Here is a 26,653-nt window from a genome sequence, read left to right on the forward strand (position 1 = left end):
GTCTTACATTTCTGTAACGACAGAAATTAGAGAAAATCATGGAACTGAGTCCGACCACGCAGAAGTACATTTTGCACTGGGGCGAAATGGGCACGCGCTGGGGCGTCAACCGCACGGTGGCGCAAATCCACGCGCTGCTGTTCCTGGCCAATGAACCGCTGACGGCGGAAGACATCGCGGCCAGCCTGAACGTGGCCAGGTCCAACGTCAGCAACAGCCTGAAGGAATTGCAAAGCTGGGGCCTGGCGCGCAGTACGCACGTGATGGGGGACCGGCGCGACCACTTCGTCGCCCTGCAGGATGTGTGGGAAATCTTCCGCGTCATCATGGAGGAGCGCAAGCGGCGCGAGATCGATCCCACCCTGACGGTGCTGCGCGAATGCGCGATCGAGGGCGAGCACGATGCGGCGATACCGCCGGCCACCCTGGAGCGCATGGGCGAAGTGCTGGCGTTTCTGGAAATGCTCAGCAGCACCTACAGCGATTACAAGAATTTGCCGCCGGCGACCTTGCAGCGTATGCTGTCGATGGGCGGCAAGGTGGCCAAGTTCCTCAGTCCGGAAGACAAACCTGGCAAGCGCGCAAAATCATGAACGGCCCTTCGGAAGGAGAACTGTTCAAGAAGGTGATGGGCGCGCAATGGCTCACGCTGCACCCCGATATCCGCCGCCGCTTCGAGAAAAATCCCGCGCCGGGCCAGCCCCTGTATTACCGGGGTGAACTCAAGGAACTCACCAGCTCGCGCCTGGGAAAATTCCTCGGCTGGCTGACGCGCCCCTTCATTGACGGCGCCCTGATTCCGCATGACGATCACGATTTTCCCGTCGATATCGAAGTCTATTCGCGCCCCGGCTGCCCGTTCATTTTCAAGCAGCGCACCTACCGCTTGCATGGCCGCGCGCCGATCCGCTTCACCTCCTATATGGCCGAAAGCGCGAAGGGCGAAGTGCTCGAATACGTGGGCATGGGCCTGGGCATGAAGCTGGTGCTGCACGTCGAAGACGGCAATCTGCATTTCACCAGCGACGGCTATTTTTGGGATCTTTTCGGCTGGCGCCTGCCGCTGCCCGGCGTGCTCACGCCCGGAAAAACCTTTCTGTGCCACCGCAATGAAACGCCGCAGCAGTTCAACATCCGCATCGAGATTCGCCACGCCCTGTTCGGCACCACGTTCACGCAGGCGGGCGTGTTCCGCGAATCGGCCGCACCGGAAATGAAGGAGACACCATGAATACGCATCTGCTGGCCCTGCAACTGATGGCGGCGCAAGGCTGCCTGGGCGCCTTCGACACCATCTACCACCATGAAATTACGGAGGCGCTGCCGCAAAAGGCATCGGCGCGCCTGGAGCTGACGATCCACGCGACGCGCGCCCTGATCTACAGCCTGCTGTTCGTGGGCCTGGCGGCCTGGGAGTGGCATGGCGCCTGGGCCTGGGTGCTGGTGATCGTCTTTGGCGTGGAAATCGTGCTGACCTTGTGGGATTTCGTCGTCGAGGACCGGACGCGCCTCTTGCCCGCCACGGAGCGGGTTACGCACACGGTGCTGGCGATTAACGCGGGCGCTTTCATCGCCCTGCTGGCCCTGAACAGCAGCGAATGGGCGACCTTGCCGACGGCCCTCGTGTGGCAGCCGTATGGCTGGCTCAGCGTCTTCCTCGCCCTGTGCGGTGTGGGCGTGGGCTTGTCCGGCCTGCGCGACGCGTATGCCGTGTGGCAGCTGGGACGGCGCCAAGTGCAAGAGACAGCAGAGCAAGAGGAGCACCTGCGCTTTGCCAGCACGCCGCAATCCGTGCTGGTGACGGGCGCCACGGGTTTCATCGGCCAGCAGCTGGTTGCCGCCTTGCTGGCCGACGGCCATGCGGTGACGGTGCTGACGCGCCAGCCGAAGCAGGCCGCGTGGACCTTTGATGGCCAGGTGCGCTGTATCCAGTCGTTCGACGAATTGGCGGACGCGCAGCGCATCGACATGGTCGTCAATCTGGCCGGCGCGCGCATCGTCGGGCGGCGCTGGACGGAGGCGCGCAAGACCGCCTTGCGCCGCAGCCGCGTCGCGCTGACGCAGGCACTGGTGGCGTGGATCGCCCGCGCGCAGCACAAGCCGCGGGTGCTGCTGTCGGCGTCGGCCATCGGCTACTACGGCGTGCAGCTGCAGGGCGACGACACGGAATTGACGGAGGAGAGCACACCGCAAGCCATCTTCATGTCGCAGCTGTGCCAGGAGTGGGAAGCGGCCGCGCGCCAGGCGGAGAAATTTGGCGTGCAGGTGGGCTGCATGCGCTTTGGCCTCGTCTTCGGTCACCAGGGTTCGCTGCCGCAGATGCTCTTGCCGGTCCGCTTTGGCGTGGGCGGCCCGCTGGGCAGCGGCAGGCAATGGGTCACGTGGGTGCATGTGCGCGACGTGATCCGCGGCATCGCCCATCTGGCGCGCCGCAGCGAAGAGCAGGCGGTGAGCGGTGCGTATAACTTCTGCGCGCCGGAAGCCATAGCGCAGCGCCGTTTCGCCCAGGTGGCGGGCGCCGTGCTGCACCGCCCCAGCTTCATGCCCACGCCGGCCTTCGTCATGCAAGCCTTGCTGGGCGAGCAGGCCGATTTGCTGGTCGAAGGCCAAAGGGTCGCGCCGCGCCGCTTGCTGGCCGACGGCTTTGTCTTCCGTCATCCGCAGCTGGAAGGGGCGCTGCGCAGCCTGTAGCCGCCGTTCTGAGCGTAGAATGAGGCATGCTCCGGGGTCAGACCCGCCGGGTCTGACCCCATCAGGAGACGCCCATGCCCTCATTCAGCCATACGATAGACAGCCATACCTATACGTTCGCCAGCCTGAAGGAGCTGCTGGCCAAGGCCACGCCGCTGCGTTCGGGCGACGTGCTGGCCGGCGTGGCGGCTGCCAGCGCGCGGGAGCGGGTGGCGGCGCAGCTGGCGCTGGCCGACGTGCCGCTATCGCTGTTCCTCAGCGAGGCGCTGGTGCCGTACGACGAGGACGAGGTCACGCGCCTGATCATCGACAGCCACGAGCGCACCGCCCTTGCGCCGATTGCGCACCTGTGCGTGGGCGATTTTCGCGACTGGCTGCTCGATGACGCGACGGATACGCAAACGCTGGCGCGCGTCGCCGCCGGCATCACGCCGGAAATGGCGGCCGCCGTCTCAAAAATCATGCGCTTGCAGGACCTAGTGCTGGTGGCCCGCAAGTGCCGGATCGTCACGGCCTTTCGCAATACCCTGGGACTGGAAAACCGTTTGTCCACGCGGCTGCAGCCGAACCACCCGACGGATGACGCGACGGGGATTGCCGCCTCCATACTCGATGGCCTGCTGCTGGGTAGCGGCGACGCCGTGATCGGCATCAATCCCGCCACCGACAATGTGGCGCAGGTGGTCTCGCTGCTGCACCTGCTCGACGCCGTCATCGACCAGTACCGGATTCCCACGCAGTCATGCGTGCTCACGCACATCACCAATACCATCGAGGCGATACGCCGCGGCGCGCCCGTCGACCTCGTGTTCCAGTCGGTGGCGGGTACGCAGGCGGCCAACCGCAGCTTCGGCATCGACCTGGCGCTGCTGGCCGAAGGGCAGGCGGCGGCCCTGTCGCTGGGGCGCGGCACGGTGGGCAACAACGTCATGTACTTCGAGACGGGGCAGGGCAGCGCGCTGTCGGCCGGTGCGCACCACGGCATGGACCAGCAGACGTGCGAGGCACGCGCGTATGCGGTGGCGCGCGCGTATCAGCCGCTGCTGGTCAATTCCGTCGTCGGCTTCATCGGCCCCGAATATCTGTACGACGGCAAGCAGATCATGCGCGCGGGGCTGGAAGACCATTTCTGCGCCAAGCTGCTTGGTCTGCCCATGGGCTGCGACGTGTGCTACACCAACCATGCGGAAGCGGACCAGGACGACATGGATGCCTTGCTGACCATGCTGGGCGTGGCCGGCTGCAACTTCATCATGGGCGTGCCGGGCGCGGACGACATCATGCTCGGCTACCAGAGCACCTCGTTCCACGACGCCCTGTATGCGCGCCGAGTGCTGGGCTTGCGCCCTGCGCCGGAATTCGAAGCCTGGCTGGCGCGCATGCGGATCACGGATGTGCAGGGCCGCTTGAGCGAAGCGCTGGCGCCGGCTTTCCAGGCGGCCCTGCTGCGCCTGGACGACTAGGAGGGCGCATGGACGAAACCAACCCTTGGCAGGCCCTGCGCGCGCATACGGCGGCGCGCATCGCGCTCGGGCGCCGTGGCGTCAGCGTGCCGACCAAGGCGCAGTTGGCGTTCCAGCTGGCCCACGCGCAGGCGCGCGACGCCGTGCATCTGGCGCTCGATGGCGAGGGCCTGGCGCGCGTCCTGGCCGCGCAGGGGCAAGACTGCGTGCAGCTGCACAGCGCGGCCGCCACGCGCGCCGACTATCTGCAACGGCCCGACCTGGGGCGCCGGCTCGACGAAGGCTCACGGGCGCGGCTGGCCACCGCTGCCACGGGAGTTGACCTGGCGCTGGTGGCGGCCGATGGCCTGTCGGCGCTGGCCGTGCAGCGCCACGCGGCACCGTTCCTGGCCGCCCTGCGCGAACGGCTGGCGCTGGAGACGTGGACGCTGTCGTCGCTGCACATTGTGGCGCAGGGAAGGGTAGCTGTCGGCGACGAGGTGGGGGAATTATTGCAGGCGCGCGCCGTGCTGGTGCTGATCGGCGAGCGGCCCGGCTTGACTTCTCCGGACAGCCTGGGCCTGTACCTGACGTGGGCACCTGCAGTGGGCTTGCTGGACGAGCGCCGCAACTGCATTTCGAACGTGCGTCCCGAGGGGCTGGCGTATGCGCAGGCGGCATACCGGCTGCACTATTTGCTGTCGCAGGCGTTCAGCCGGCAGTTGTCGGGCGTGGCATTGAAGGATGAAACGGTGGAAGAGGGCGCGGCCCTGGCGGGGGCGCGCAACTTCCTGCTGGAATGATCAGACTTCGCGGATTTCGTCCAGCGGCCAGCGCGGGCGCACGTTGAACGAGTAATCGTGCTTGGCGGCGTCGGGGTTGATCTGCAGGCGCATGGCGCCGGCAAAGGCGATCATGGCGCCGTTGTCGGTACAGAATTCCAGCTCCGGGTAATACACTTTGAAGCGCTTCTTGGCGGCCGCTGCGTTGAGCGAGGCGCGCAACTGCGCGTTGGCGCCCACGCCGCCGGCGATCACCAGGCGTTTCAAACCCGTGTGCTTGAGGGCCGACACGCATTTGGCCGTCAGCACGTCGACGATGGCGTCGACGAAGCCGCGCGCGATGTTCGCCTTGTCCTGTTCGCAGATATTCGCGATGACTTTTTCTTCATGGTTTTTCACCACCGTCAGCACGGCCGTCTTCAGGCCGGAAAAGCTGAAATTGAAATCCTTCGAATGCAGCATGGGGCGTGGCAGTTTATACGCGAGCGGGTCGCCAAATTCCGCCAGGCGCGAAATGGCGGGGCCACCCGGATAACCGAGTCCCAGCAGCTTGGCCGACTTGTCGAACGCTTCGCCGGCAGCATCGTCCAGCGTTTCGCCCAGCATCGTGTACTGGCCCACGCCATCGACGCGCATCAGCTGCGTGTGGCCGCCCGACACCAGCAGGGCGATGAACGGGAATTCCGGCGGCTCGGATGCCAGCAAGGGCGACAGCAGATGGCCTTCCAGATGGTGAATGCCCAGCACCGGCTTGTTGATGGCCAGGCCCAGGCTGCAGGCGACGGAGGACCCGACCAGCAGCGCGCCGGCCAGGCCAGGACCTTGCGTGTAGGCGATGGCGTCGATTTCGGGCAGGGCGATGCCGGCCCTGGTCAGGGTTTCTTCGAGCAGCGGGATGGCGCGGCGGATATGATCGCGCGACGCCAGTTCCGGCACCACGCCGCCATATTGCTCGTGCATGGTGACTTGCGAATAGAGGGCATGCGACAGCAGGCCGCGTTGCGTGTCGTACAAGGCCAGGCCGGTTTCGTCACAGGAGGATTCGACGCCAAGAACAATCATGAAGGTGCTAAATAGGGAGGAGTAATCCGCCATTGTAATGGAAAGCCCACCAGCAGGCTCCAGGGTGCAAGCGCCGCGTGGCATTTGCACCCATGCTCAAGCGTGATCAGGCAGCGCGCGCGCGTTGACGGCGGCTGACGACCCATGGCAGCAGCAGGCCGCCCAACAGCATCATCCAGGTCGACGGTTCTGGTACCGGCAGAGCGGTGGTATGGATAGTCAGGAAGGAATTTTCGGCGCCCAGCCAGCCACTCGATGATATTTTCCGTTCGTCGCCAAACTCATTGTAGTAGTAGCCATAGCCCAATTGGAGGAACAGGTTGCCTTCGAGGCTAAGGCTGACAGTATCAGGCAGATCCAGCAGGCCGGTATTAAAGCTGAGCAGGCCGCTTCCATTGATATTTTCCTCCTTCGCTCCCACGAGACTGAGCTGCTTGCCATCTGTGCCGCGCACAGACAGATAGGCCGTGGCGACGCTGGTGGCATGGCCAGGTTGTCCGCTGTAACCTGGCGGCGCCTCGCTGTCCTGCAATAGACCGGACAGTTGCGATGAATAGGAGAAGCCGGTGATCTTGTAGCCAGGCTTTGCCGTCAGTTGGAATGATTGCGTGCCTAGGAGGGGAACCGAGTTGTACTTGTTCAAGCCCGCGCCGAAATCCAGGGTAGCCGCTCCTGGTGTGCTGGAAACGAGCGTGGGACTTGCAGGTTTGTCGAACCAGTATTGAACTTCCGCCGGATAGTTGATGGTGATGGAGCCGAGATCGGCGGGAGGAGCGGCATGCGCGCCAGGCATCATCAGGAAGGCGGCGAAACCGATTGCGGCAAGTCGTGTGGAAGGATGCATATGAACCTCTTTGTTGGACAGTGGGAAATCTTCATCGAAATGATGCTTAAAATACATGCCAATAATACATGTATTTAGTAAAAAAGCATCGGTGATTGTTTTCGTTTGCCGCATTGCCTTTGTTTTCATGCACTGTTTTCCGGCTATTTTTGCGCCGTGCTGGTGCGTCATTGCCTGACATGGTGAGGTACCACCTCGGCGCCTCTGCGACACCGTTCATGGCACCACTCTTGCTTATGCATGCGTGTGCCTTTTCAAGGGAGTTCACGATGCCAGAACAATGGAAAATGATTTGCCGCCTGAAGGACATGCCGCTGGCGGGCGCGCGCATGGTGCAGCGGGGCCTGGCGTGGCAGGATTTACCGGGCGTGGCGCTGTTTCGCGCAGCTGACGATATGGTGTACGCGCTGCTCGACACGGTGCCTTGCCTGGGCGGCCCGCTCGCGCAGGGAGTGCTGATGGAGAAAAACCTGATGGGGCCGAAGAACAGCTGGATCATCGAGCTCGATTCGGGCCGCCTGGTGGCGCCCGTGCAGGGCATGGCGCGCATGTACGCCGTGCGCATCCTGGACGGACGCATCTACCTGGACTTGAAGGAGCTCAATGTCCCGGCCAGCAAGGCCGAGCAGGCGCTGGCCGGCTCGTTTGCGCTGCTGCCGCATGTGCAGATGGCATGATATGCCTCGTGGTGGTGTCGGCTTGCGCGCTGTGCGCTAAGCCGACCTACGGCCGGTCGAGTAGGTCGGATTAGGCCCACAGGGCCGTAATCCGACAACATTGTTGGCCGTAATATTTTACGCCGGGCGATTGACGAGATGCGCATGCGCATCGCGCAGCATGGTCGCCGTCGTGTCCCAGTCGATGCAGCCGTCGGTGACGGAGCAGCCGTAGGTCAGTTGCGACAGGTCTTGCGGGATCTTCTGGTTGCCGCCAACGATGTTCGATTCGATCATCACGCCCACCAGCGAGCGGTTGCCCTGGCGGATCTGGTTGACCACGTCGCCCATCACCAGCGGTTGCAGTTCCGGCTTCTTGTAGCTGTTCGCATGCGAGCAGTCGACCACCAGATTGGCCGGCAGCTTGGCCTTGGCCAGCGCCTGTTCGGCGATGGCGATCGACACCGAATCGTAGTTCGGACGGCCGTCGCCGCCGCGCAGCACGACGTGGCCGTACGCGTTGCCGCGCGTGCGCACGATGGCGACATTGCCTTCGCCATTGATGCCCAGGAAGGAGTGCGGGTGCGCCGACGACAAAATCGCGTTGACGGCGATGCTGATGTCGCCATCGGTGCCGTTCTTGAAGCCGACTGGCGTCGACAGGCCCGACGACATTTCGCGGTGCGTCTGCGATTCCGTCGTGCGCGCGCCGATGGCGGTCCAGGCGATCAGGTCGCCCAGGTATTGCGGCGAGATCGGGTCCAGCGCTTCGGTGGCGGTAGGCAGGCCCAGCTCGCACACGTCGAGCAGGAACTGGCGCGCCTTTTCCATGCCTTCGTTGACCTTGAACGAATCGTCCATATACGGGTCGTTGATATAGCCTTTCCAGCCCGTGGTGGTACGCGGTTTTTCGAAATACACGCGCATCACCAGCAGCATCGTGTCCTTGACTTCCTCTTGCAGCGCTTTCAGGCGGCGCGCGTAATCGAGGCCGGCGACGGGGTCGTGGATCGAGCATGGGCCGACGACGACGAACAGGCGCTGGTCCTTGCGGTCGATGATGTTGCGCAGCGCTTCGCGGCCGCGGCTGACGGTGTCGAAGGCGCTCTCCGACAGGGGCAGCTTGGCGTGCAGTTCGGCTGGTGTCGGCATGGGCGCGAAAGAGGTGACGTTGATATTTTCGATGTCTGGCGTATTCATGATTCTGGCTCGGCTTTCGCGATTGCGTTCTTTAAGAGGCAATAGTGTAGCGGAAATGCGGCCTGGCGGCGGGGATGGGGCCAAAACGGCAATGGTTCAGTTGTTTTTATGGCAGGGCCGGCACGCTGCCGGCCCTGTGCGTTCAATGGCCGCCGGCCAGGCTGGCGCCAACGCTGTAGCGGGCGATGCGCTGGTAGTTGCCGGCCAGCTCGGGCGGCCGGGGCAGGCCGGGATGGCGCTTCACATGCTCGAGGATGGCGCTTTCGTGCTGGCGTATCTGCGCGTCGAGGCAGGCGATCTGCTGGCGCAGCAGGGCGTGCAGCGCATGCTGGCCAGCCTGCAGATGCACATTCAGGCGCGCCGATTCCTGCTGGCGCACGCCTTCGATGGCGTGCAGGCGGCGCAGCCACAGGCGCAGTTCCACGTAGGCGGGCGAGGGCGGCGTCCAGCGCGCGGGGCGCCTGTGCGCACAGTAGTTGGCCAGCACCACGGCGCTGTGCGCCGCGTCATCGGGCAAGCCCTGGCCACGCAGATAGTCGTCCAGTTGCGCGGGCTGGGCATCGCAAACCACCATGCCCATGTCGGCCAGCATGCGGGCTGGCCCCTCGCTGTACGGCATATCGAGGCGCATGCAGACGCGCAAGCCGATGACGGGCACGTCGTTCCTTTGCAGCCAGCTGCGCAGCCAGCGGTAGCCGGCCACGTCGTTTTCCAGCACTTTGCACAGCACTTCGTTGCCCGTGAGCAGCACGGCTTTCAGCAGCAGCTTGCTCGTTTCGATGCCGACGAAGGCCGTTTCCCGTTTGATCGCGTGTTCCATTATGAGTCCCCCTGTGCAGTCTTATACGCAGCGATGGCGCGTTTGGATGCAGCCGCGATGCGGATTCATTCAAAAAAGAGCTTGAAAGACTGTTGCATAGTCGCCTACGGCGTCTTCCAGTGCCTCTGCAAGGGGAAAAATCCGTGTAAGCTGGCGCCATGACGACTGTTTCCATACCCCATACCGATGTGGCCGGTGAGCCATTCCCCGCAGCACGTTTCATCAAGGAAATAGGACGTGGCAAGAACGGCGCGCGCAGCATGACGCGTGACGACGCCCGCGCCCTGTACCGCGCCATGCTCGAGGGCCGCGTGTCGGAGCTGGAGCTGGGCGGCATTTTATTGTCGATGCGCATCAAGGGCGAGTCCGTGGACGAGATCGCCGGCTTCCTCGACGCTGCCGAAGCCTCATTTGCCCCGCTGGCCGCGCCGGCCGGTGAATTTGCGCCGATCATCATTCCCAGCTACAACGGCGCGCGCAAGATGGCCAACCTGACGGCCTTGCTGGCGCTGCTGCTGGCGCGCGCGGGCGCACCCGTGCTCGTGCATGGCGTGACCAGCGACCCGGGCCGCATCACGACGGCCGAAGTGCTGGCCGCGCTGGGCGTGCCCGCTTCCACGGACCATGCGCAAGCCGAGGCCGCCATGGCGCGCGGCGAAGCCGCCTTCCTGCCCATTGAGGCCCTGGCGCCGCGCCTGGCCTGGATGCTGTCGTTGCGGCGCGTGCTGGGCGTGCGCAATTCCACGCACACCCTGGTGAAAATCATGCAGCCGTTCGCCGGCCCGGCCCTGCGCCTGGTGTCGTACACGCATCCGGAATACCTGGAAATGCTCGGCGAATATTTCCTCACCGCCTCTGATCCCGCGCGCGGCGACGCTTTCCTGATGCGCGGCACGGAGGGCGAAACGGTGGCCAACGCCAACAAGGCGCAGCAGATCGACTGGTTCCATGGCGTGGAGCGTACGGTACTGGTGGAAAAGCAGTTGCTGGTGGAAGAGTTGCCACATTTGCCGGCCGAGCGCGACGCAACCACGACGGCGGCCTGGATCGCGGCCGTGCTGCGCGGCGACGTGCCCGTGCCGCCGTCGATCGCCGAGCAGGTGGAGCAATGCTTGACGACATCGCGGCAGATTGCAGCACGGCCGCGCTAGCCGCGTCGCCGCAGTTTACAATGGCGTCTTTGTAATCAGCGGTGACCGGAATTCTTATGGCAAAACAATTTGATGTGGCAGTGATCGGCGCGGGCGCGGCCGGCATGATGTGTGCGGCTGTTGCCGCCCAGCAAGGCAAGCGCGTGGTGTTGATCGATCACGCGGCCAAGCTGGCCGAAAAGATCCGCATCTCGGGTGGTGGACGGTGTAATTTCACCAATATCAATGCCACCCCGCAAAATTTCCTCTCGGAAAACCCGCATTTCTGCAAGAGCGCACTGTCGCGCTACACGCCGCAGGATTTCCTCGCGCTCGTGAAAAAATACCGGATCGGCTACCACGAGAAGCACAAGGGCCAGCTGTTTTGCAATGAATCGGCCGAGCAGATCATCGACATGCTCAAGGACGAGTGCGCCGCTGGCGGCGTGCATTGGCGCATTCCGTGCAAGATCGACAATGTTGTCCAGCAAGCGGATGGCGGCTTCGTGCTGCAGACCGATAGCGGCGACATCGAGACGGCCAGCGTCGTCATCGCCACGGGCGGCCTGTCGATCCCGAAGATCGGCGCCACGGATTTTGCCTACCGCATCGCCAAGCAATTCGACTTGACGATGGTCGAGCCGCGTCCGGCCCTGGTGCCGCTGACGTTCGATGCGGCCAGCTGGGCGCCGTTCGCGGAATTGTCCGGTATCGCCCTGGAAGTGGATGTGGAAACAGGCAGCCTGAAAGGACGCAAGGCGACGGGCGCGCGTTTCCGCGAAGATTTGCTGTTCACGCACCGCGGCCTGTCGGGTCCGGCGATTTTGCAGATTTCCAGCTACTGGCTGCCGGGCGAACCCATCGTCATCAATCTGCTGCCGGAAGTGGACGTGGCGCAGACCTTGATCGAAGGCAAGGGCACCCTGAAGAAACAACTGGGCAATATCGTCGCGCAATGGCTGCCGCAACGCCTGGCCGACTGCCTGCTGGCCGTCAACGGCCTGGCGCCGGACGCGCGCATCGCCGACATGCCCGATGCACAGCTGCGCAAGCTGGGCCAGGCCATCAATGCCTGGTCCATCGTGCCGAACGGTTCCGAAGGCTACCGCAAGGCGGAAGTGACGCGCGGCGGCATCGACACGCGCGAGCTGTCGCAGCAGACCATGATGGCCAATAAAGTGCCGGGCCTGTATTTCATCGGCGAATCCGTCGATGTGACGGGCTGGCTGGGTGGCTACAACTTCCAGTGGGCCTGGGCTTCCGGCGTGGCGGCAGGTATTGCCTTGCAGTAAGCTACTCTGTAAGATGGGGTTCTGGCGCCCGGTGCGCCACCCCGGTGCGTGGTTTACGCCACATTCCGGCAGCGACCGCAGGCTGCATGCCGCACGCAAGTGGGGGAGGGGCTTCCCTTTCCGAATAAAAGCTGCTACTATCTATCTCTTCCTATACACCACCTCAACGGTTTGAATTTTACATGACCACTATTCGCCTTAAAGAAAACGAGCCGTTCGAAGTCGCAATGCGTCGCTTCAAACGCACCATCGAAAAAACGGGTCTGCTGACCGAATTGCGCGCTCGCGAATTCTACGAAAAGCCAACAGCTGAGCGCAAGCGCAAGCTGGCAGCTGCTGTCAAGCGTCATTACAAACGCATCCGCAGCCAACAACTGCCGAAAAAATTATTCTAAGACTGTTCAGTCAGAACCAACCCGGGTAGTTCGGCGCATTGTTCGCCACGGGTTTTGTTTTGATTCGCCTGGAGTGATACTTCAGATGAGTCGCATACCCGCTCCGGTTCGCCGCAGCGGGTTTTCGCTTTTGTGGCCGCCTGCTTGGAGTGCCTGCACGAGCATCGAACCCTACTTACCAACACGAGGATTGCCATGAGCTTGAAAGAACAAATTACCGAAGACATGAAAAACGCCATGCGCGCCAAGGAAGCGGGCAAGCTGGGCACGATTCGCCTGTTGCTGGCGGAAATCAAGCGCAAGGAAGTCGACGAACGCATCGAACTGACGGATGCCCACGTGACGGCCATCGTGGAAAAGATGATCAAGCAGCGCAAGGATTCGATCACCCAGTTCGAAGCCGGTGGCCGCGCCGACCTGGCCGACATCGAAAAAGCCGAACTGGTGCACCTGACGGGCTATATGCCTGCCGGCCTGTCGGACGAAGAAGTGTCGGCCGAAGTCGCTGCCGCCGTGGCCGCCTCGGGCGCCGCAGGTCCGCAAGACATGGGCAAAGTCATGGCCATCGTCAAGCCGAAGCTGGCTGGCCGCGCCGACATGACGGTGGTGTCCGCCCTGGTCAAGAAAGCCTTGACGCCGGCAGCGTAAGCAACAATAGTAGCAAGGGCTGCCAGCCGTCGCGCTGGCAGCCTGTTAACAGCCCACACGTTGACCTGGCTCAACCTCAGGCCACGTGCGGTAGTATAGTCTGACCTATAACAAGACCCGCCCTAGCCAGTGATACCTCAATCCTTCATTTCCGATTTGCTCAACCGCGTCGATATCGTCGATGTCGTGGGGCGCTATGTGCAACTGAAAAAAGGTGGCGCCAATTTCATGGGCTTGTGCCCGTTCCACAGTGAAAAGTCGCCCAGCTTTACCGTCAGCCCCACCAAGCAGTTCTATCACTGCTTCGGCTGTGGCGCGCATGGCACCTCGATCGGCTTCCTGATCGAGTACTCGGGCATGGGCTTTGTCGACGCCGTCAAGGACCTGGCGCAGAACGTGGGCATGGTCGTGCCGGAAGCGGACGACAAGATTCCGCCAGCCCAGCGCGCGCAGATCCAGGCGCAGAGCCTGGCCTTGTCCGACGCCATGACGCAGGCGTGCGATTATTACCGCGGGCAATTGCGCCATGCGCCCGAAGCCATCGCCTACCTGAAGAACCGGGGCTTGACGGGCGAAGTGGCCGCTCGCTTCGGCATGGGTTTTGCGCCCGGAGGCTGGGACAACCTGCGCTCCGTCTTCCCCGAATACGACGTGGTGGCACTGGCCGAGGCAGGCCTCGTGATCGACAAGGTCGATGAAGAGGGCAACAACCGCAAGCGCTACGACCGTTTCCGCGAACGCATCATGTTCCCGATCCGCAATACGAAGGGGCAAGTGATCGCCTTTGGCGGTCGCGTGCTCGACCATGGCGAACCGAAATACCTGAACTCGCCGGAAACCCCCTTGTTTTCCAAGGGATTCGAACTATATGGGTTGTTCGAAGCGCGCCAGGCCATCCGCGACGCCGGCTACGTGCTGGTGACGGAGGGCTATATGGATGTGGTGGCGCTGGCGCAGATGGGTTTCCCGCAGGCAGTGGCGACCCTGGGCACGGCGTGCACGCCGACCCACGTGCAAAAACTGCTGCGCCAGACCGATAACGTGATTTTCAGCTTCGATGGCGACAAGGCCGGCCGCCGTGCCGCCCGCCGCGCGCTGGAAGCGAGCCTGGCCCACGTGTCGGACAATAAAACGATCAAATTCCTGTTCTTGCCCTCGGAACACGATCCGGACAGCTATATCCGCGAATTCGGCGCCGAGGGGTTTGAGCAGCAAGTGCATGAAGCCATGCCACTGTCGCAATTCTTGCTGAAAGAAGTGTCGGGCGAGCATGATCTGTCGGAACCGGAAGGGCGCGCCCGCGTGCAGTTCGACGCCAAGCCGCTGCTGCAGCTGATGGCGCCGTCGTCCCTGCGCCTGCAGATCGTGCGCGGCCTGGCGCAGTTGACGCAGTCCACGCCGGCCGAGATTGAAGCCCTGTTCGAGCTGGCCAAGCCCGTTGCCGTGGCGCACCGGGCGCCGCCGAAATCGGGCCGCCCCGTACCTGTCGGGCTGGAATTGAAGATCATGCGCATGCTGGTGGCGCATCCGCCGCTGACGATGCGTATCGACGAGGCCGCCCTGGCCGCCTTCCAGCACTTGGGGCCGGATGCGGCGCACAGCCTGGGGCAGCTGGTGGCCGTGGGCCAGGCCTTGGGCGAGCACGGCAGTTTTGCCGCGCTGGCGCAGCAGTTGAAGGAGCTGGGCAGCGAATACGACGAGATCATCGGCGAGATCGCGGCCGGCACGGAATCCGATTACGACAGCGAATTGTCGTGGCTGGTGAGCACCATCCGCGAGATCAAATTGAATGCCTTGAAGGCGGAATTGCAGCAATTGTTTGCGTCGGGTTTGCCATCGGAGAAAATTGGTGTACGCTACCGCGAAATCATGCAGGAGCAGGGGGCGCTGGAACGCGAGCGCGACGCCGAGTTGGTGAATCGCTAACCTTGCTCTGAGGGTATGGCGCGCACTGGAAAAACATTTTTCGCGTGCTATAATTAAATGCTAAGTATTGTGTGCTTTGGCAAGCTAGTTCTGTTTCGTAAATAGTATTTGTTTTCAGTAAGTTAGGCTCTTGATCGGCGCGGTGGATCGTGTCGGCAGCCAGGGCCAACAGGCGCTTTCGGCGTTGCGGGCAAGGCTCGCAGACGCTGGCAAGCCGCGCCAGGCTCTCGCTCCCAACGCGGTCGATGCAGGAATTTTTGCCGAGGCGGCTGGCAACAGCCGGTGGACAGGAATTGCTGCGCTTCCCGCGGATCGTGGCCGATGAGGTGTAAGTAACGTAACAGTGTCGAATTTGCGTAGTCGGCAGGTTCGAAGATGGTGGTTCCCGCAGGTAGACAGGGAACTGGCAGCAAACTTTATCCTAATCCACCGTAAAGCAAGTCGTTGTGTAATCGAAAGCGCCTGTGCCAATCAAGAAACCCGAATCCAAAGCGGCTGCAAAGCCCACTAAAGTTACCACGAAAGCCGAAAAGGCGCTCGACCGGCCAGAAGCGCGCGTCACCAGTGCGCCTGTGGTCAGCCAGACCACCGACGCCGCCACCCTGGCCGCGATCGATACGTCCGGTTATGTCTTGCCGTCGGTAAAAGTGCCAGGCCGCCGCGGCCGCAAGCCTAAAGAATTCCAGCCAGAAAATGATGAAGTCGCCGCCCTGAATGCCGTTGAGCGGGCCGAACTGAAGGCCGTCGACAAGGCCAAGGCCAAGGACCGCAAGGCGAAAGAGCGCGCGCTGCTGAAAGATGCGTTCTCGTCCGATACGGAAGCGAGCGAGGAAGAACTTGAGCGCCGGCGCCAGAAACTCAAGACCCTGATCAAGTTCGGCAAGGAACGCGGTTTCCTGACCTACGCGGAAATCAACGATCACTTGCCCGAAAACATCGTCGACCCGGAAGCCATCGAAGGCATCATCGGTACCTTCAATGACATGGGCATCGCCGTCTACGAGCACGCGCCCGATGCGGAAACGTTGTTGCTGTCCGATAACGTTGCCGTCGTCACCAGCGACGACGAGGCGGAAGCAGCGGCCGAGGCCGCATTGTCGACCGTCGATTCCGACTTCGGCCGCACCACCGACCCCGTGCGCATGTACATGCGAGAGATGGGCTCGGTCGAGCTGCTGACGCGCGAAGGCGAGATCGAGATTGCCAAGCGCATCGAAGATGGCTTGAAAGACATGATCCAGGCTATTTCCGCCTGCCCCGTGACGATCGCCGAGATCATCGCCGCTGCCGACCGCATCGCCAACGAAGAGATCAAGATCGACGAAATCGTCGACGGCCTCGTCGATGAAAACGAACCGGTCGCCGCCGCCCCTGTCGTGGCCGCTCCCGTCGAAGAAGACGAGGAAGAAGGCGAAGCGGAAGAAGAGGAAGAAGAAGAGGAAGAAGAAGCGAGCGCTTCGGGCGCGGCCGGTTTCTCGGCCGAACAGCTGGAAACCCTGAAACGCACGGCGCTGGAAAAATTCGCCATCATTTCGCAGCAGTTCGACAAGATGCGCCGCGCCTTCGAAAAAGAAGGCTACAACTCGAAACCGTACGCCAAGGCACAGGAAGCTATTTCGCAAGAGTTGCTGGGCATCCGCTTCACGGCCAAGGTCGTGGAAAAGCTGTGCGACACCCTGCGCGGCCAGGTCGACGAAGTGCGCCATATCGAGAAGCAAATCCTCGACGTGGCCGTGAACCGCTGCGGCATGCCGCGCGCCCACTTCATCAAGGTCTTCCCGGGCAATGAAACCAACCTCGACTGGGTCGATGGCGAAGTCAACGCAGGACACGCGTACAGCGCCATCCTGGGCCGCAACATTCCGACCGTCAAGGAACTGCAGCAGCGCCTGATCGACCTGCAAGCGCGCGTTGTATTGCCGCTGCCGGATTTGCGCAACATCAACCGTCAGATGGCGGCCGGTGAAATGAAGGCGCGCAAGGCCAAGCGCGAAATGACGGAGGCCAACTTGCGCCTGGTCATTTCGATCGCCAAGAAATACACGAACCGCGGCCTGCAATTCCTCGACCTGATCCAGGAAGGCAATATCGGCCTGATGAAGGCCGTCGACAAGTTCGAGTACCGTCGCGGCTACAAGTTCTCGACGTATGCGACCTGGTGGATCCGCCAGGCCATCACGCGCTCGATCGCCGACCAGGCGCGCACGATCCGTATTCCCGTGCACATGATCGAGACGATCAACAAGATGAACCGCATCTCCCGCCAGATCCTGCAAGAAACGGGCGCGGAACCCGATCCGGCCACCTTGGCGATCAAGATGGAAATGCCCGAGGACAAGATCCGCAAGATCATGAAAATCGCCAAGGAACCGATCTCGATGGAAACGCCGATCGGCGACGACGACGATTCCCACCTGGGCGACTTCATCGAGGACAACAACACCCTGGCGCCGGCCGACGCAGCCCTGCACGCCTCCATGCGCGGCGTGGTCAAGGACGTGCTCGATTCCCTGACGCCACGCGAAGCGAAAGTGCTGCGCATGCGTTTCGGCATCGAGATGTCCACCGACCACACGCTGGAAGAAGTGGGCAAGCAATTTGACGTGACGCGCGAGCGCATCCGCCAGATCGAAGCCAAGGCGTTGCGCAAGCTGCGCCACCCATCGCGCTCCGACAAGCTGAAAAGCTTCTTGGAAGGCAACTAGAAGCCAATAGGGCTTGACGTACGCCCCTGATACCCCTATCCTCGCGTGTCCGTTTCCAAAACGGCCGCGCGAGGCGGGCATCAACAGCGCCGCCACGCCGCAGTCCCCTGGGCCTCTAGCTCATGCTTGGTTAGAGCAGCGGACTCATAATCCGTTGGTGCCGTGTTCGACTCACGGGAGGCCCACCAGAATTTAGCAGTAATAGAACAAGCCCCAGCGGGTAACTGCTGGGGCTTTTTTTATGCGCGTGACAGTCACTGCAAGGTTGTGTCGTTTGGATGGGCTAGCTGGATTCTTCACTAATATCATCTTTATATCGGTATGGAGTGCATTGGAAGTGCTGCGCACTTTGCTTGCCGTTCGATCTTGTATTTGCAATTACGTACGCTACAGGTCATTATCGGTGTTCAATGCGGCTATGGTTGGGCTTGTGTTTGAATGGCGGACCTGACCCTGCCACTCGTTAATTGATTTTTATTGGTATGGAGGTTTAATGAAAAAGAATTTTGGTTTTGTATTGATTGTATGTTTATTGGAATTAATTTTGCTCCATATAGTTTATTCCTCAGTGTATAACTACTCTGATATTAAAAATGTGGTTGATGCATTTGCGTTTGGTGGCACATTGGTTGGGATTCTGGTCGGTGTTATAGCGATAATATACGCTTTCTATCAAGGTGCAGCACAACAAGAAACAAACAATGCTATGGTTTCTGAATTGACGAAATTGGCTACAATTAAGGAGGAAATTGGTAATTCAGCAAGATTGTTGGGGAAGGAGTTGGGAGAGCTGGATAGAATTTCTGAGAAGTTGAATTTGATTGAAAATAGTGTAAGTACTACGCATGAGGGGATCAAGGAAATTTCTGTAAAAATTGGGAATGATAGTAGTTTGAGTTCAAAATTTGGTTCGGAATCGCTCGTTGTTATAGATAATAAATACGTAATAAAATTTCTCGATATTTATATTAATAAGCAGGCAAAATTTTATCTTTTCTTTTTTGCGTATCTTCTTAAAAACAGAGGAGTTAAAACTGTAGAAGAACATATTGATGAGTTTTTCAAAATTGCTGAAAAGTACGAGGTTGAGTATAGAAAAAAATATTACACATTTCATGTTAAGTACGTAGTATTTCAGTGTTTGTTGGCAGTATTTTCTTCTCTTGGGATAATTTCAATTTCCGAAGAGGATATTGACAGGGATGAGGAATATATTTCTTGGGATATTAAGGATGAATTTATTGGTGAGGTTGATAGAATTTATGGCATGCTTTTAAAGGCGACGGATGATATTGATCATACTAAAATTTTAGAAGAAGTATATGCGCTGAGGTAATTTCCCATAGCTATTTTCTTTTCATGGAATTTTGATTTAGTCTTGGTGAGTATGAAATTTCTCAATGCCTGTTTTTTTTATTATAGTGAATTATGTGTCTCATAATCCGTTGGTGCCGTGTTCGAATCACGGGAGGCCCACCAGAATTTAGCAATATTAGAACAAGCCCCGGCGGGTAACTGCCGGGGATTTTTTTATGCGCGTGACAGTCACTGCAAGGTTTTGACGTTTGGATGGGCTAGCTGGATTCTTCACTAATATCATATTTATATCGGTATGGAGTGCATAAGAGGCGTCATGAACTCTGCCAACCGTCCGATCTTGTATTTGCAATTACGTACGCTACAAGTCATTATCGTTGTTTAATGCGGCTATAGTTGGGCTTGTGTCTGAATGGCGGACCTGACCCTGCCACCCTTGGCTATTGTTCTCGCAAAAAAAGGTGTGTTTGCGGTGATGCGCATTATCGAACCCTATGATGACGACAATAAATATCACAATGGCGCAAAGGGAGACTACCGCTGGGACTGATTAATGCTTGAAACATAGTGCTGATTTAGCGCGGTCCCAATTGGGAATATTAATGGCACGTCTGCCGCGTTAGGTTAGTTTGCTACTCACTAGTTGAGATCGTCTCAGCCTAGGACTTAGCCGCTTAATTCGTGTATTGCGAAAGATTCAGGTCGTTCCTTGAAGGCTATGCAAAGCCTTAGTAGCAGCTCCGCGCCACTACACATTGTTGCCTTCTGGCAGGGTTAGGCACTTTGCCTACGTAAAACTCGCCAAAAATCTACCAGAAGTGACAGTTGCTCGTACGAAAAAGCCATTTTCGTGTACTCAAAAGCCACATGTGCGTACAAAAAAGCCTTTCAAATGGCTAAACTCTCCTTTACAATGGTGTTTTCAGACGTGTGGAGGTGGGTATGCTTACTTATGGTGTATGGAACAATAAAGGTGGTACTGGGAAAACTAGCTTAACGTTTCAAGCTGTTTGTCGTTATGCGGAATTAAACCCCGAAAAGAGAATTCTGATCATCGATATATGCCCTCAGGCCAACCTGTCAGAATTGATGCTTGGAGGACAAGCGAACAATGGTAGCGTTAATCTGCTCCAGCGACACGGTATGACACCGCGTTGCAGTATTGGCGGGTATTTTGATGCTCGCCTTCCGGCACCGTTTTCTCCGCCGAAATTCGATGCTTATAGTTACATAACTCACGTGCAACCTTATAATCCAGCTATTCCGGTCAACATTGATTTAGTTTGTGGAGACCCTCTGTTAGAGTTGCAGGCAATCGCAATGAATACGTTAGCTAACGTTGACTTACCGGGTGTTAACACTTGGTTGGGGGTTATTGATTGGCTTCGCGACTTCATGGAGCAAGTTAAAGAGGATTATGATGTTACCTTCATAGATACAAATCCTAGCTTCGCTATGTACACGCAAATAGCTCTTTCGACAGCAGATCGTTTGATTTTGCCAGTAATGGCCGATGACTCTTCGCGACGGGCTATTCAAAACGCATTTTCGTTAATTTATGGTGTAAAGCTTCCATCCGACGTATATGAAAAATATACCTTTGCTAAAAAATTGAGCGACGCAAAAAGAACGATGCCTAAGGTTCATTTGATTTTGAAGAATCGGCTTACTCAATTTATGGGAAAAGCTTCAGCCTTTGCGGCTGTATTATCTGGAATCGATAGTGATCTGAGATCACTAATTAAATCCAATAAGGAGTTATTCACTTTCGGTGATCCAGTTGACGGAATTGTCGATGTACGTGACTTCAGTACAACAGGGGTGGTAGCATTTGCTCGCGGTTGCCCTTTCGCTGTAATGCAAACGGGAAGATTGACAATAAGTGGACATAGGGTTCAGGTCAAGCCTGAATATCGAGATCAAGCACTAGAAGCAATCGATGCAGTAGTCGCAAAGTTCTAATTCTTGAGATACGCATGATTCTCTCAAAATTGGCGTTGTATTCCGGATAATTTTTTGGCTGGGTCTTTGCTGCTAGAAGGGGTGCATTGGCGTTACATCTACGCATAGGATTGCGTAGATGCAGTGCTTTTAGCGCTATTTCTGCCCGTTGGTGAGAGCAGCTACTATTTTTATCAGGGTTGAGCAATCTGATAGATTTCTTCTCGGAAATTTGATTCTTGCGTACAGGTGACTAAAAATGGATGTTGGCAGAGACGTAGGTGAAGAAATTGCAAGGTACGACGTAGCGATGGACATTCTTGGACAAAGTCGATGGCCAATTCTCCATCGAATCGAGAGGGAGCTGCGGCAATCAATTCCGTCTGCAATCTTCATAGAGTACTGCCGCGCACGGATCGCAGCTATTGAGTATCTTCAGGATAATTTACTTATTTCCGACACAACTGCGATTGCGAAAATTTTGGACCCGAACAGTCGCGCCGACTGGCTTTGACCAGTGATGTCTTCGCTCGCCATAGCTAATTCACGGCGCATGCCCCTTTCTCTGCAAGCTATTTTGAGGTTTGACCGAGGAAAAAGGGCGATTTGAGGCCCGGGAGGGCTGGAGCGAAGCGGAACCCTTTTCTGTCATGGCGACATGTAGGAGCGTTTTGGCCGGTCGTCCCGGCCAGCGACGATGTCGTCCAGCCCGTACACGTGCTAGTTCAACGAAGGTTCAACCGTATAGGTATGCAATGCCCCCCTGTAGTTGCCCAATGCGGTGTAAGTCTTTGTATTGTAAGGAAGATAGATAAAGTGACGCGTTGCTAAGGACTCATAATCCATTTGTGCCGTGTTCGACTCACTGGAGGCCACCAGAATTTAGCAATATTAGAACAAGCCCCGGCGGGTGACTGCCGGGGCTTTTTGGTGTTGTCGTACAATCGCGGCTTGGTGCTTTGATGAAGGATGAAACAAGATGACGACTGAAGTGATAATTGAGGATATCGTCGTGGGTGACGGCAAGGCAGCTGCGCGCGGCGCGCTGATCACCGCCCATTACCGGGGCTGGCTGGAGGATGGCACGGAGTTTGACTCGTCGCACAAGCGTGGTGAGCCTTTTCGCTGTGTGTTGAGCAATAACAAGGTCATCCAAGGCTGGATTCTGGGACTGAACGGCATGCAGGTCGGCGGCAAGCGCAAGCTGTGGGTGCCGGCGGCGCTGGCGTATGGCGAGCGGCAGGTGGGGTTGATTCCGCCGCATTCCAATTTGATCTTCGAGATTGAATTGCTGGAAGTGCTGACGCGCGATTGATGTCTGGATGGTGTAATCAGACCGATACGACGCCGGCTTTTTTCAGCAGCAGTTGCTCGACATCGGCGCGCAGCGCCTGCTGGGTGGGAAAGTTTGCATAGCGCAAGGTCACATAGCCTGCCAGCCTGAGCATGGCGTCGCGTTCCCTGTCCTGGCGTTCGCGGCCGGCATGGCTGCGGTCATCGAGCTCGATCACGGCGATGACGTGCAGTTGCTGGCTGCACAGGACAAAATCGGCTACCTTGCGGTCGAAACGGTTTCTGTTTGCCCATCCTTTTGCCGTCACCAGCGCGGAAAACGCCACTTGTGCCAACACCGTGCATTCCGGCAGGGCTGTCTGCAGCAGATGGTACATCTGTTGTTCTCGCGCCGTCATCACGGGCTTTCTTTGCAGCTTCAATGGCCTGCGGGACTTGGCCGCCTGACGCGTGACCAGCATGGCAAAGAACAGGATCAAGGCCGCGATGGCGAGCAGGACGGTGTAGGAAGGCATAAGCTGGCACCAATATGGACGAGTCCTGATGGTACGCGAGTAGCGGCGCGTTTTCGTGCCGCTGCCAGCGTATTTCAGGTGGTGCGCTTGTTGGCGATCAAGCCTGTTTCAAGTTCACCGGTATCACGTCCAGCGCCGGCACGATGTCATGCAGGCTGGCCACTTCATAGGTGGGAATGGCGGTCGAGGTATTGGCCATGCTGTCCGGGTTGAACCAGCAGCTGGCTATGCCGTAGCGGTTGGCGCCCAGGATGTCGGCGTCCAGGCGGTCGCCGATGATGATGGTCGTATCCTTGCTGAATGCGCGCGCCATGTTGGCGGCGTATTCGAAGAAGCGCACGTCCGGCTTGGCATGGCCGCACGCTTCGGAGGTGGCGACGAAGGAGATGTAGTCGCTCAGGCCGGAGGCGGCGATGCGGCGGTTCTGGATGGAGTCGACGCCGTTGGTGATGATGCCCACTTCGCCGATACGCGACAGCATTTCACACACTTCTTTGGCGCCATCGATGAGCACGACCGTGTCCGGCAGGGAGTCCAGATATAAACGGCTGGCCAGTTCCGGATCGATGGCGATGCCGTTCAGCGCAAACGTCTTGCGGAAGCGCTCCACTTTCAGGAAATCTTTGGTCACGTCACCCGTTTCGAAACGTCTCCACAGGTCGACGTTGATCGCCTGGTATTGGGAAAACAGCGCGTCGATGTTGTCGCGCAAGCCCAGTTCGTGCATGGTGTGCAGGAACGAGCGTTTTTCGGAGGCCCGGAAGTCGAGCAGGGTATCGTCGAGGTCAAACAGGAATAGCTTGTATTTCATGGCGTGTCATTGAAAGGAACTTGTCTTGCATCGTAGCACGTAGCGATGAGTTCGGTTTGCCGTGCCCTGCGCTGGCGATCCACCACGACCGCTGCCAGACTTGTCACACGCACTCCGTTTTTTCCCATGAGCATGCATGAGAAATTCGGCCCAGCGTACTATTTGCACTGAAAACTTATTATTTTCGTTCGCTGTTGGATAGCTGAGGTGCACTGTTTGACTCCCGGCAAATCCAAGCGCAGGTAGCGTTCGGTACCGGCATACAGGCAGTCCACTTGAAACAGATAGTGGGGGGCATCGAAATTGATATTCCAGCGTTGATACAAGGTGCCGGCTCGTGTCCACTCCCTGTCTGGTGCCAGGATAGGCAAGGCGGCGCCGTTCGCTGGCGGCTGATTCGCCGGATAGGACAGCACGCGCACGCTGTCGAGCCTGGCGGCTGGCAGGTCCCAGGTCAATGGAGCTGCTTGCGGGCAAGAAAAAGGGGCTGCTGCAGTTGGCTGCATCGTCGTGACCGCGATAGCCAATGCCAGCAGTGCGAGCGGCTTCATTCGACCACCGAATAGATTTCGGGGCGATCAAAGCGACGAGGCACGGGCGCCAGTGAGGTGCCTGGCGAGGGTGACGCATTCGCCATTTCCTACGATCTCTTTTTGCTTTGCATAGTCGGCACGCGCAATGTAGGGCATAGCGTTTCTCTCTGTGGTTGACGGTAGAGAGAGCGTACGCAAGATGCGGGCCGGTATCTTGATGTGCGCCAGGGCAATACGACGCATTGACGTGTGTTATGGCCCCGCCTGGCGCACGGGCAACCTTACATATCCACCCACCAGTTGAGCAAGGTTTCATCATCGTCGTCATCGAGGTTGACGTAGATGTTGGCGAAGTACCACTCCACGCCCGTCGCTTCGCGGAAGGCGTCGAAGGGACCGTTGATGCTGTAGATGCCGTGGTGTCCCGGCACGCTGAAGGTGAGGTTGCCCTTGTACTGGCCGTCCATGGTGCCGCCGAGCTGGCTTTGCACGTCGCGTTCGAGCTGGTCCACTGCCTCTTGCGACACGTCGTCGGCATAGATCTGGATGCAGAAGTTGCCGCCGCGCTTGAGCACTTCGGCGGGGGCGAGCGGGTCGGCGATGCTGACGATGTCGCCGCGTGCCAGGTTCAGGGTCAGGCCGGGCGAGGCCAGCAGTTCGTAGACGTGCTCGTCGATCTGGCGTGCCGGCAGGGTCTCATACACGGGGCCGTCGGTGTTTTCGCCTGCCAGTACGCGGATGTGCGGCAAGCCTTCGCAATTGATGTCTTCCATTCATTCTTTCATGGTGCCGGCGCGCCGCGCTGTTGGGCGCGCCAGATAGGGGAATACCAATATTGTACCGGGTGCGTGCCTGCTGGGGCCGCACCTGCCGCAGGCAGTTCGCCCGGTGGTTCAGACTGGCGGCGTGGCCAGGAAGGCAGGCAGGGTTTCCGCCGAGCGCGTGTAGGCGTGGATGGCCGGGTAGTCGGCCGGTTTGACGATATCGGGCGTTTCCAGCTGGGCGAAGCTCCAGCCGACGGCGATGGTCACGCCCGCCTGGTCGATGGTGCCCGTCTCGCTAGGCAGGGGCAGGTGTGCGCATTCCTGTTCCAGCAGGTTCCACGCGGCGTGCAATTGCATGCTGACCCGTTCCAGCCACGGCGCGTGCTGCTTGTCGAGCGGACGCAGCTTGCGCTCATAGACGATTTGTACGGCTTTTTCATAGGCGGCCAGCGCCAAGCCTGTCAAGCGCAGCGCGCGCACGCTGTTGGCGAGGTCAGGGACGGAAGTGGCGGGGCGCAGCAGCGACAGATAGTGCAGGATCAAGGTGGAATCCATCAGCACTTGCCCGTCGTCCAGGACCAGGGTCGGTACCTTGATGACGGGGTTGATCTCGCGCAAAGCATCCATGTTGCGGAACACGGACAGCGGCAAGTGCTCGTAGTTAATGCCCTGCAGTTGCAAACAGATGGCGACCCTGCGCACATAGGGCGAGTCGAGCATGCCGATCAGTTTCATGGCCAGTCTCCGGGGAAGTCAGCGGGAATGTCTACGATACCCGCTTGCCTGCCCGTTTGCCAACATGGTGCTTAATTGTGTGCGCTGATGCCGCTGCGGAATTGTTCGAAACCGGCGCGGGCGGCCTTGTAGCAATTGCCGGCGGCCGCTTCCAGGCCTTCGCGGTCGAGTACTTCGACCGTGCCGCGGCGGTATTGGATCAAGCCTTCGTCCTGCAGCTTGCGGGCCGTGACGGTGATGCTTTCGCGGCGCACGCCCAGCATGTTGGCCATGGTGTCTTGCGTTACCTTCAGTTCGTTCGACAGGGAACGGTCGAGGCGGTCCAGCAGCCAGCGGCACAGTTTTTGTTCGATGCTGCAATGGCGGCCGCCCACCACGTTCTGCGCCATTTGCGCAAACATGGCGCTGGTGTAGCGCATCAGCAATTGCGCCAGGGCGCCGCCTTCATTGAACACTTCGCGCAGGAAGGCCGTTTTCAGGCGGTAGCCGTAGCCGGCCGTTTGCACGATGGCGGTGCAGGTGGCGCGCTCGGCTTCGTACAGCACCACGCCGGCCACGCCTTCGCGGCCAACGACGGCGATCTCGGTGGTGGCGCCATCTTCCATCACATACAGCAGGGAAACGATGGCGTTGGTGGGGAAGTACGTGTATTCAATCTTGCCGCCGCAATCGAACAGGTGCTTGCCGGCAGGCAAAGCGACCAATTCCAGTTGGCAAAACAGGCGCTCCAGATCGGCGCGCGACAAGGCACGCAGCAATTCGTTCTGTTGCGCGCCCGTGATGCTGATCATGGGCGTGGCGGGTGCGGCTTGCCAGTTGTGCTGGGCGGCTGCGTGGGCATTCGTTGCTGGTGTCAGGTTGCTATAAGCTTTGTACATGGTAGGGCCTCGTCTTCTGATTTTGTTGGATGGCGCTGCTTTTATGGCTTGCTAGCGTTGTGCTGAATCTTGTATCCACTATAGAACCAGGGGGCGCCGGCGGGCATCGGATGAGCCGACGTGCTTATGTAGGCTAGGAACATTGCCTCGTGTCATCCGACTCCTACGCCTGCTGCTGCATTTTTCCTTGTGGAAACAAGCGTGCTGGGGAAAAAAATGCCGTGCTGCCCGCTATGCGCGAACTTTGGCCGCACGCCGCGATCAAACCACTCT

At 59.2% G+C, this 26,653-nt stretch carries 26 protein-coding genes and 1 tRNA gene; 17 read left to right on the top strand and 10 right to left on the bottom strand.

Annotation, left to right across the window (positions count from 1 at the left end; genetic code table 11):
* Positions 1–38: 38 nt before the first annotated feature.
* The 5 genes from JAB6_RS02815 to eutC all read left to right on the top strand — a co-directional run bounded on the left by JAB6_RS02815 (position 39) and on the right by eutC (position 4,936).
* Positions 39–593 (top strand): GbsR/MarR family transcriptional regulator, encoded by a 555-nt coding sequence (locus JAB6_RS02815; RefSeq protein WP_034746943.1) that lies wholly within the window; start codon positions 39–41, stop codon positions 591–593.
* A complete protein-coding gene (locus tag JAB6_RS02820) occupies positions 590–1,231 on the top strand; it encodes a DUF4166 domain-containing protein (RefSeq protein WP_070301280.1) in 642 nt (213 codons plus the stop codon). The genes JAB6_RS02815 and JAB6_RS02820 overlap by 4 nt, the downstream gene beginning before the upstream one ends.
* Complete coding sequence (locus JAB6_RS02825) at positions 1,228–2,691, top strand: TIGR01777 family oxidoreductase (protein WP_070301281.1); 1,464 nt, start codon at positions 1,228–1,230, stop codon at positions 2,689–2,691. Before JAB6_RS02820 ends, JAB6_RS02825 begins: the two co-directional genes overlap by 4 nt.
* Positions 2,692–2,765: 74 nt before the next feature.
* Positions 2,766–4,154, top strand: coding sequence for an ethanolamine ammonia-lyase subunit EutB (locus JAB6_RS02830; protein WP_070301282.1), 1,389 nt, complete (start codon positions 2,766–2,768; stop codon positions 4,152–4,154).
* Between the two features lie 8 nt (positions 4,155–4,162).
* Complete coding sequence (gene eutC, locus JAB6_RS02835) at positions 4,163–4,936, top strand: ethanolamine ammonia-lyase subunit EutC (protein WP_070301283.1); 774 nt, start codon at positions 4,163–4,165, stop codon at positions 4,934–4,936.
* Here eutC and tsaD read toward each other — a convergent pair whose 3' ends face one another.
* Both tsaD and JAB6_RS02845 read right to left on the bottom strand, forming a co-directional pair.
* Positions 4,937–5,977: a tRNA (adenosine(37)-N6)-threonylcarbamoyltransferase complex transferase subunit TsaD gene (gene tsaD, locus JAB6_RS02840; protein ID WP_070301284.1), complete on the bottom strand. Its 1,041-nt coding sequence runs from the start codon at positions 5,975–5,977 to the stop codon at positions 4,937–4,939.
* 106 nt (positions 5,978–6,083) lie between these two features.
* The gene (locus JAB6_RS02845; RefSeq protein ID WP_175444476.1) at positions 6,084–6,950 is read right to left on the bottom strand and encodes a PEP-CTERM sorting domain-containing protein; all 867 of its coding nucleotides are present in this window, start codon (positions 6,948–6,950) and stop codon (positions 6,084–6,086) included.
* A gap of 140 nt (positions 6,951–7,090) precedes the next feature.
* Here JAB6_RS02845 and JAB6_RS02850 point away from each other — a divergent pair, with 140 nt between their 5' ends.
* Entirely contained in the window at positions 7,091–7,498 is a 408-nt protein-coding gene (locus JAB6_RS02850; RefSeq protein WP_070301286.1) for a nitrite reductase (NAD(P)H) small subunit, read from the top strand.
* 117 nt (positions 7,499–7,615) lie between these two features.
* Here the strand turns inward: JAB6_RS02850 and JAB6_RS02855 are convergent, their stop codons facing one another.
* Both JAB6_RS02855 and JAB6_RS02860 read right to left on the bottom strand, forming a co-directional pair.
* The gene (locus JAB6_RS02855; protein WP_070301287.1) at positions 7,616–8,677 is read right to left on the bottom strand and encodes a 3-deoxy-7-phosphoheptulonate synthase; all 1,062 of its coding nucleotides are present in this window, start codon (positions 8,675–8,677) and stop codon (positions 7,616–7,618) included.
* 142 nt (positions 8,678–8,819) lie between these two features.
* Complete coding sequence (locus JAB6_RS02860; RefSeq protein ID WP_070301288.1) at positions 8,820–9,497, bottom strand: hypothetical protein; 678 nt, start codon at positions 9,495–9,497, stop codon at positions 8,820–8,822.
* A 158-nt stretch (positions 9,498–9,655) separates the two neighbouring features.
* Here JAB6_RS02860 and ybiB point away from each other — a divergent pair, with 158 nt between their 5' ends.
* From ybiB to JAB6_RS02910, 11 genes are all read left to right on the top strand, one after another.
* On the top strand, positions 9,656–10,648 hold the full coding sequence (gene ybiB / locus JAB6_RS02865; protein ID WP_070301289.1) for a DNA-binding protein YbiB: 993 nt from the start codon (positions 9,656–9,658) through the stop codon (positions 10,646–10,648).
* A 56-nt stretch (positions 10,649–10,704) separates the two neighbouring features.
* Positions 10,705–11,919, top strand: a complete 1,215-nt coding sequence (locus JAB6_RS02870; protein WP_070301290.1) for an NAD(P)/FAD-dependent oxidoreductase — start codon at positions 10,705–10,707, stop codon at positions 11,917–11,919.
* 182 nt (positions 11,920–12,101) lie between these two features.
* Positions 12,102–12,314: a 30S ribosomal protein S21 gene (gene rpsU, locus JAB6_RS02875; protein WP_008451879.1), complete on the top strand. Its 213-nt coding sequence runs from the start codon at positions 12,102–12,104 to the stop codon at positions 12,312–12,314.
* A gap of 195 nt (positions 12,315–12,509) precedes the next feature.
* Positions 12,510–12,962, top strand: coding sequence for a GatB/YqeY domain-containing protein (locus JAB6_RS02880; protein WP_070301291.1), 453 nt, complete (start codon positions 12,510–12,512; stop codon positions 12,960–12,962).
* Between the two features lie 129 nt (positions 12,963–13,091).
* A complete protein-coding gene (gene dnaG, locus JAB6_RS02885) occupies positions 13,092–14,888 on the top strand; it encodes a DNA primase (RefSeq protein WP_034746977.1) in 1,797 nt (598 codons plus the stop codon).
* 464 nt (positions 14,889–15,352) lie between these two features.
* Positions 15,353–17,593: an RNA polymerase sigma factor RpoD gene (gene rpoD / locus JAB6_RS02890; protein WP_034746980.1), complete on the top strand. Its 2,241-nt coding sequence runs from the start codon at positions 15,353–15,355 to the stop codon at positions 17,591–17,593.
* 109 nt (positions 17,594–17,702) lie between these two features.
* Positions 17,703–17,781 (top strand) — tRNA-Ile (locus JAB6_RS02895).
* Between the two features lie 305 nt (positions 17,782–18,086).
* On the top strand, positions 18,087–18,929 hold the full coding sequence (locus JAB6_RS02900; protein WP_139143257.1) for a hypothetical protein: 843 nt from the start codon (positions 18,087–18,089) through the stop codon (positions 18,927–18,929).
* Positions 18,930–19,322: 393 nt separating this feature from the next.
* Positions 19,323–19,460 carry a hypothetical protein gene (locus JAB6_RS29225; RefSeq protein WP_175444477.1) on the top strand — a complete coding sequence of 46 codons (138 nt, stop codon included), beginning with the start codon at positions 19,323–19,325 and terminating at the stop codon, positions 19,458–19,460.
* A gap of 392 nt (positions 19,461–19,852) precedes the next feature.
* The gene (locus tag JAB6_RS28300) at positions 19,853–20,872 is read left to right on the top strand and encodes a ParA family protein (protein WP_083292491.1); all 1,020 of its coding nucleotides are present in this window, start codon (positions 19,853–19,855) and stop codon (positions 20,870–20,872) included.
* A 958-nt stretch (positions 20,873–21,830) separates the two neighbouring features.
* Entirely contained in the window at positions 21,831–22,166 is a 336-nt protein-coding gene (locus JAB6_RS02910) for an FKBP-type peptidyl-prolyl cis-trans isomerase (protein ID WP_070301294.1), read from the top strand.
* A 16-nt stretch (positions 22,167–22,182) separates the two neighbouring features.
* Here JAB6_RS02910 and JAB6_RS02915 read toward each other — a convergent pair whose 3' ends face one another.
* The 6 genes from JAB6_RS02915 to JAB6_RS02935 form a co-directional block, all read right to left on the bottom strand.
* The gene (locus tag JAB6_RS02915; RefSeq protein ID WP_070301295.1) at positions 22,183–22,659 is read right to left on the bottom strand and encodes a DUF2726 domain-containing protein; all 477 of its coding nucleotides are present in this window, start codon (positions 22,657–22,659) and stop codon (positions 22,183–22,185) included.
* Between the two features lie 97 nt (positions 22,660–22,756).
* Positions 22,757–23,470, bottom strand: a complete 714-nt coding sequence (locus JAB6_RS02920) for a YjjG family noncanonical pyrimidine nucleotidase (protein ID WP_070301296.1) — start codon at positions 23,468–23,470, stop codon at positions 22,757–22,759.
* A 158-nt stretch (positions 23,471–23,628) separates the two neighbouring features.
* The gene (locus JAB6_RS28825; RefSeq protein WP_139143258.1) at positions 23,629–24,021 is read right to left on the bottom strand and encodes an STY0301 family protein; all 393 of its coding nucleotides are present in this window, start codon (positions 24,019–24,021) and stop codon (positions 23,629–23,631) included.
* A gap of 263 nt (positions 24,022–24,284) precedes the next feature.
* Positions 24,285–24,776 (bottom strand): DUF4265 domain-containing protein, encoded by a 492-nt coding sequence (locus JAB6_RS02925; protein WP_034746999.1) that lies wholly within the window; start codon positions 24,774–24,776, stop codon positions 24,285–24,287.
* Positions 24,777–24,896: 120 nt separating this feature from the next.
* Complete coding sequence (locus JAB6_RS02930) at positions 24,897–25,502, bottom strand: glutathione S-transferase (protein ID WP_070301297.1); 606 nt, start codon at positions 25,500–25,502, stop codon at positions 24,897–24,899.
* Positions 25,503–25,573: 71 nt separating this feature from the next.
* Positions 25,574–26,293, bottom strand: coding sequence for a Crp/Fnr family transcriptional regulator (locus JAB6_RS02935; protein WP_034747863.1), 720 nt, complete (start codon positions 26,291–26,293; stop codon positions 25,574–25,576).
* Positions 26,294–26,653: the final 360 nt, after the last annotated feature.

This window comes from Janthinobacterium sp. HH104 (assembly GCF_001758715.1).
Taxonomy (GTDB): Bacteria; Pseudomonadota; Gammaproteobacteria; order Burkholderiales; family Burkholderiaceae_D; genus Janthinobacterium; species Janthinobacterium aestuarii.

Coding starts and splice junctions, on each gene's coding strand:
- JAB6_RS02910 (WP_070301294.1), top strand. CDS start 21,831: ATGACGACTGAAGTGATAATTGAGGATATCGTCGTGGGTGACGGCAAG.
- rpsU (WP_008451879.1), top strand. CDS start 12,102: ATGACCACTATTCGCCTTAAAGAAAACGAGCCGTTCGAAGTCGCAATG.
- JAB6_RS02915 (WP_070301295.1), bottom strand. CDS start 22,659: ATGCCTTCCTACACCGTCCTGCTCGCCATCGCGGCCTTGATCCTGTTC.
- JAB6_RS02880 (WP_070301291.1), top strand. CDS start 12,510: ATGAGCTTGAAAGAACAAATTACCGAAGACATGAAAAACGCCATGCGC.
- JAB6_RS02925 (WP_034746999.1), bottom strand. CDS start 24,776: ATGGAAGACATCAATTGCGAAGGCTTGCCGCACATCCGCGTACTGGCA.
- JAB6_RS02870 (WP_070301290.1), top strand. CDS start 10,705: ATGGCAAAACAATTTGATGTGGCAGTGATCGGCGCGGGCGCGGCCGGC.
- tsaD (WP_070301284.1), bottom strand. CDS start 5,977: ATGATTGTTCTTGGCGTCGAATCCTCCTGTGACGAAACCGGCCTGGCC.
- JAB6_RS02920 (WP_070301296.1), bottom strand. CDS start 23,470: ATGAAATACAAGCTATTCCTGTTTGACCTCGACGATACCCTGCTCGAC.
- JAB6_RS02900 (WP_139143257.1), top strand. CDS start 18,087: ATGAAAAAGAATTTTGGTTTTGTATTGATTGTATGTTTATTGGAATTA.
- JAB6_RS02820 (WP_070301280.1), top strand. CDS start 590: ATGAACGGCCCTTCGGAAGGAGAACTGTTCAAGAAGGTGATGGGCGCG.
- JAB6_RS02860 (WP_070301288.1), bottom strand. CDS start 9,497: ATGGAACACGCGATCAAACGGGAAACGGCCTTCGTCGGCATCGAAACG.
- JAB6_RS02825 (WP_070301281.1), top strand. CDS start 1,228: ATGAATACGCATCTGCTGGCCCTGCAACTGATGGCGGCGCAAGGCTGC.
- JAB6_RS02815 (WP_034746943.1), top strand. CDS start 39: ATGGAACTGAGTCCGACCACGCAGAAGTACATTTTGCACTGGGGCGAA.
- JAB6_RS29225 (WP_175444477.1), top strand. CDS start 19,323: ATGGCGGACCTGACCCTGCCACCCTTGGCTATTGTTCTCGCAAAAAAA.
- JAB6_RS02855 (WP_070301287.1), bottom strand. CDS start 8,677: ATGAATACGCCAGACATCGAAAATATCAACGTCACCTCTTTCGCGCCC.
- JAB6_RS02830 (WP_070301282.1), top strand. CDS start 2,766: ATGCCCTCATTCAGCCATACGATAGACAGCCATACCTATACGTTCGCC.
- JAB6_RS02930 (WP_070301297.1), bottom strand. CDS start 25,502: ATGAAACTGATCGGCATGCTCGACTCGCCCTATGTGCGCAGGGTCGCC.
- JAB6_RS02850 (WP_070301286.1), top strand. CDS start 7,091: ATGCCAGAACAATGGAAAATGATTTGCCGCCTGAAGGACATGCCGCTG.
- ybiB (WP_070301289.1), top strand. CDS start 9,656: ATGACGACTGTTTCCATACCCCATACCGATGTGGCCGGTGAGCCATTC.
- eutC (WP_070301283.1), top strand. CDS start 4,163: ATGGACGAAACCAACCCTTGGCAGGCCCTGCGCGCGCATACGGCGGCG.
- JAB6_RS28825 (WP_139143258.1), bottom strand. CDS start 24,021: ATGAAGCCGCTCGCACTGCTGGCATTGGCTATCGCGGTCACGACGATG.
- JAB6_RS02935 (WP_034747863.1), bottom strand. CDS start 26,293: ATGATCAGCATCACGGGCGCGCAACAGAACGAATTGCTGCGTGCCTTG.
- JAB6_RS02845 (WP_175444476.1), bottom strand. CDS start 6,950: ATGAAAACAAAGGCAATGCGGCAAACGAAAACAATCACCGATGCTTTT.
- JAB6_RS28300 (WP_083292491.1), top strand. CDS start 19,853: ATGCTTACTTATGGTGTATGGAACAATAAAGGTGGTACTGGGAAAACT.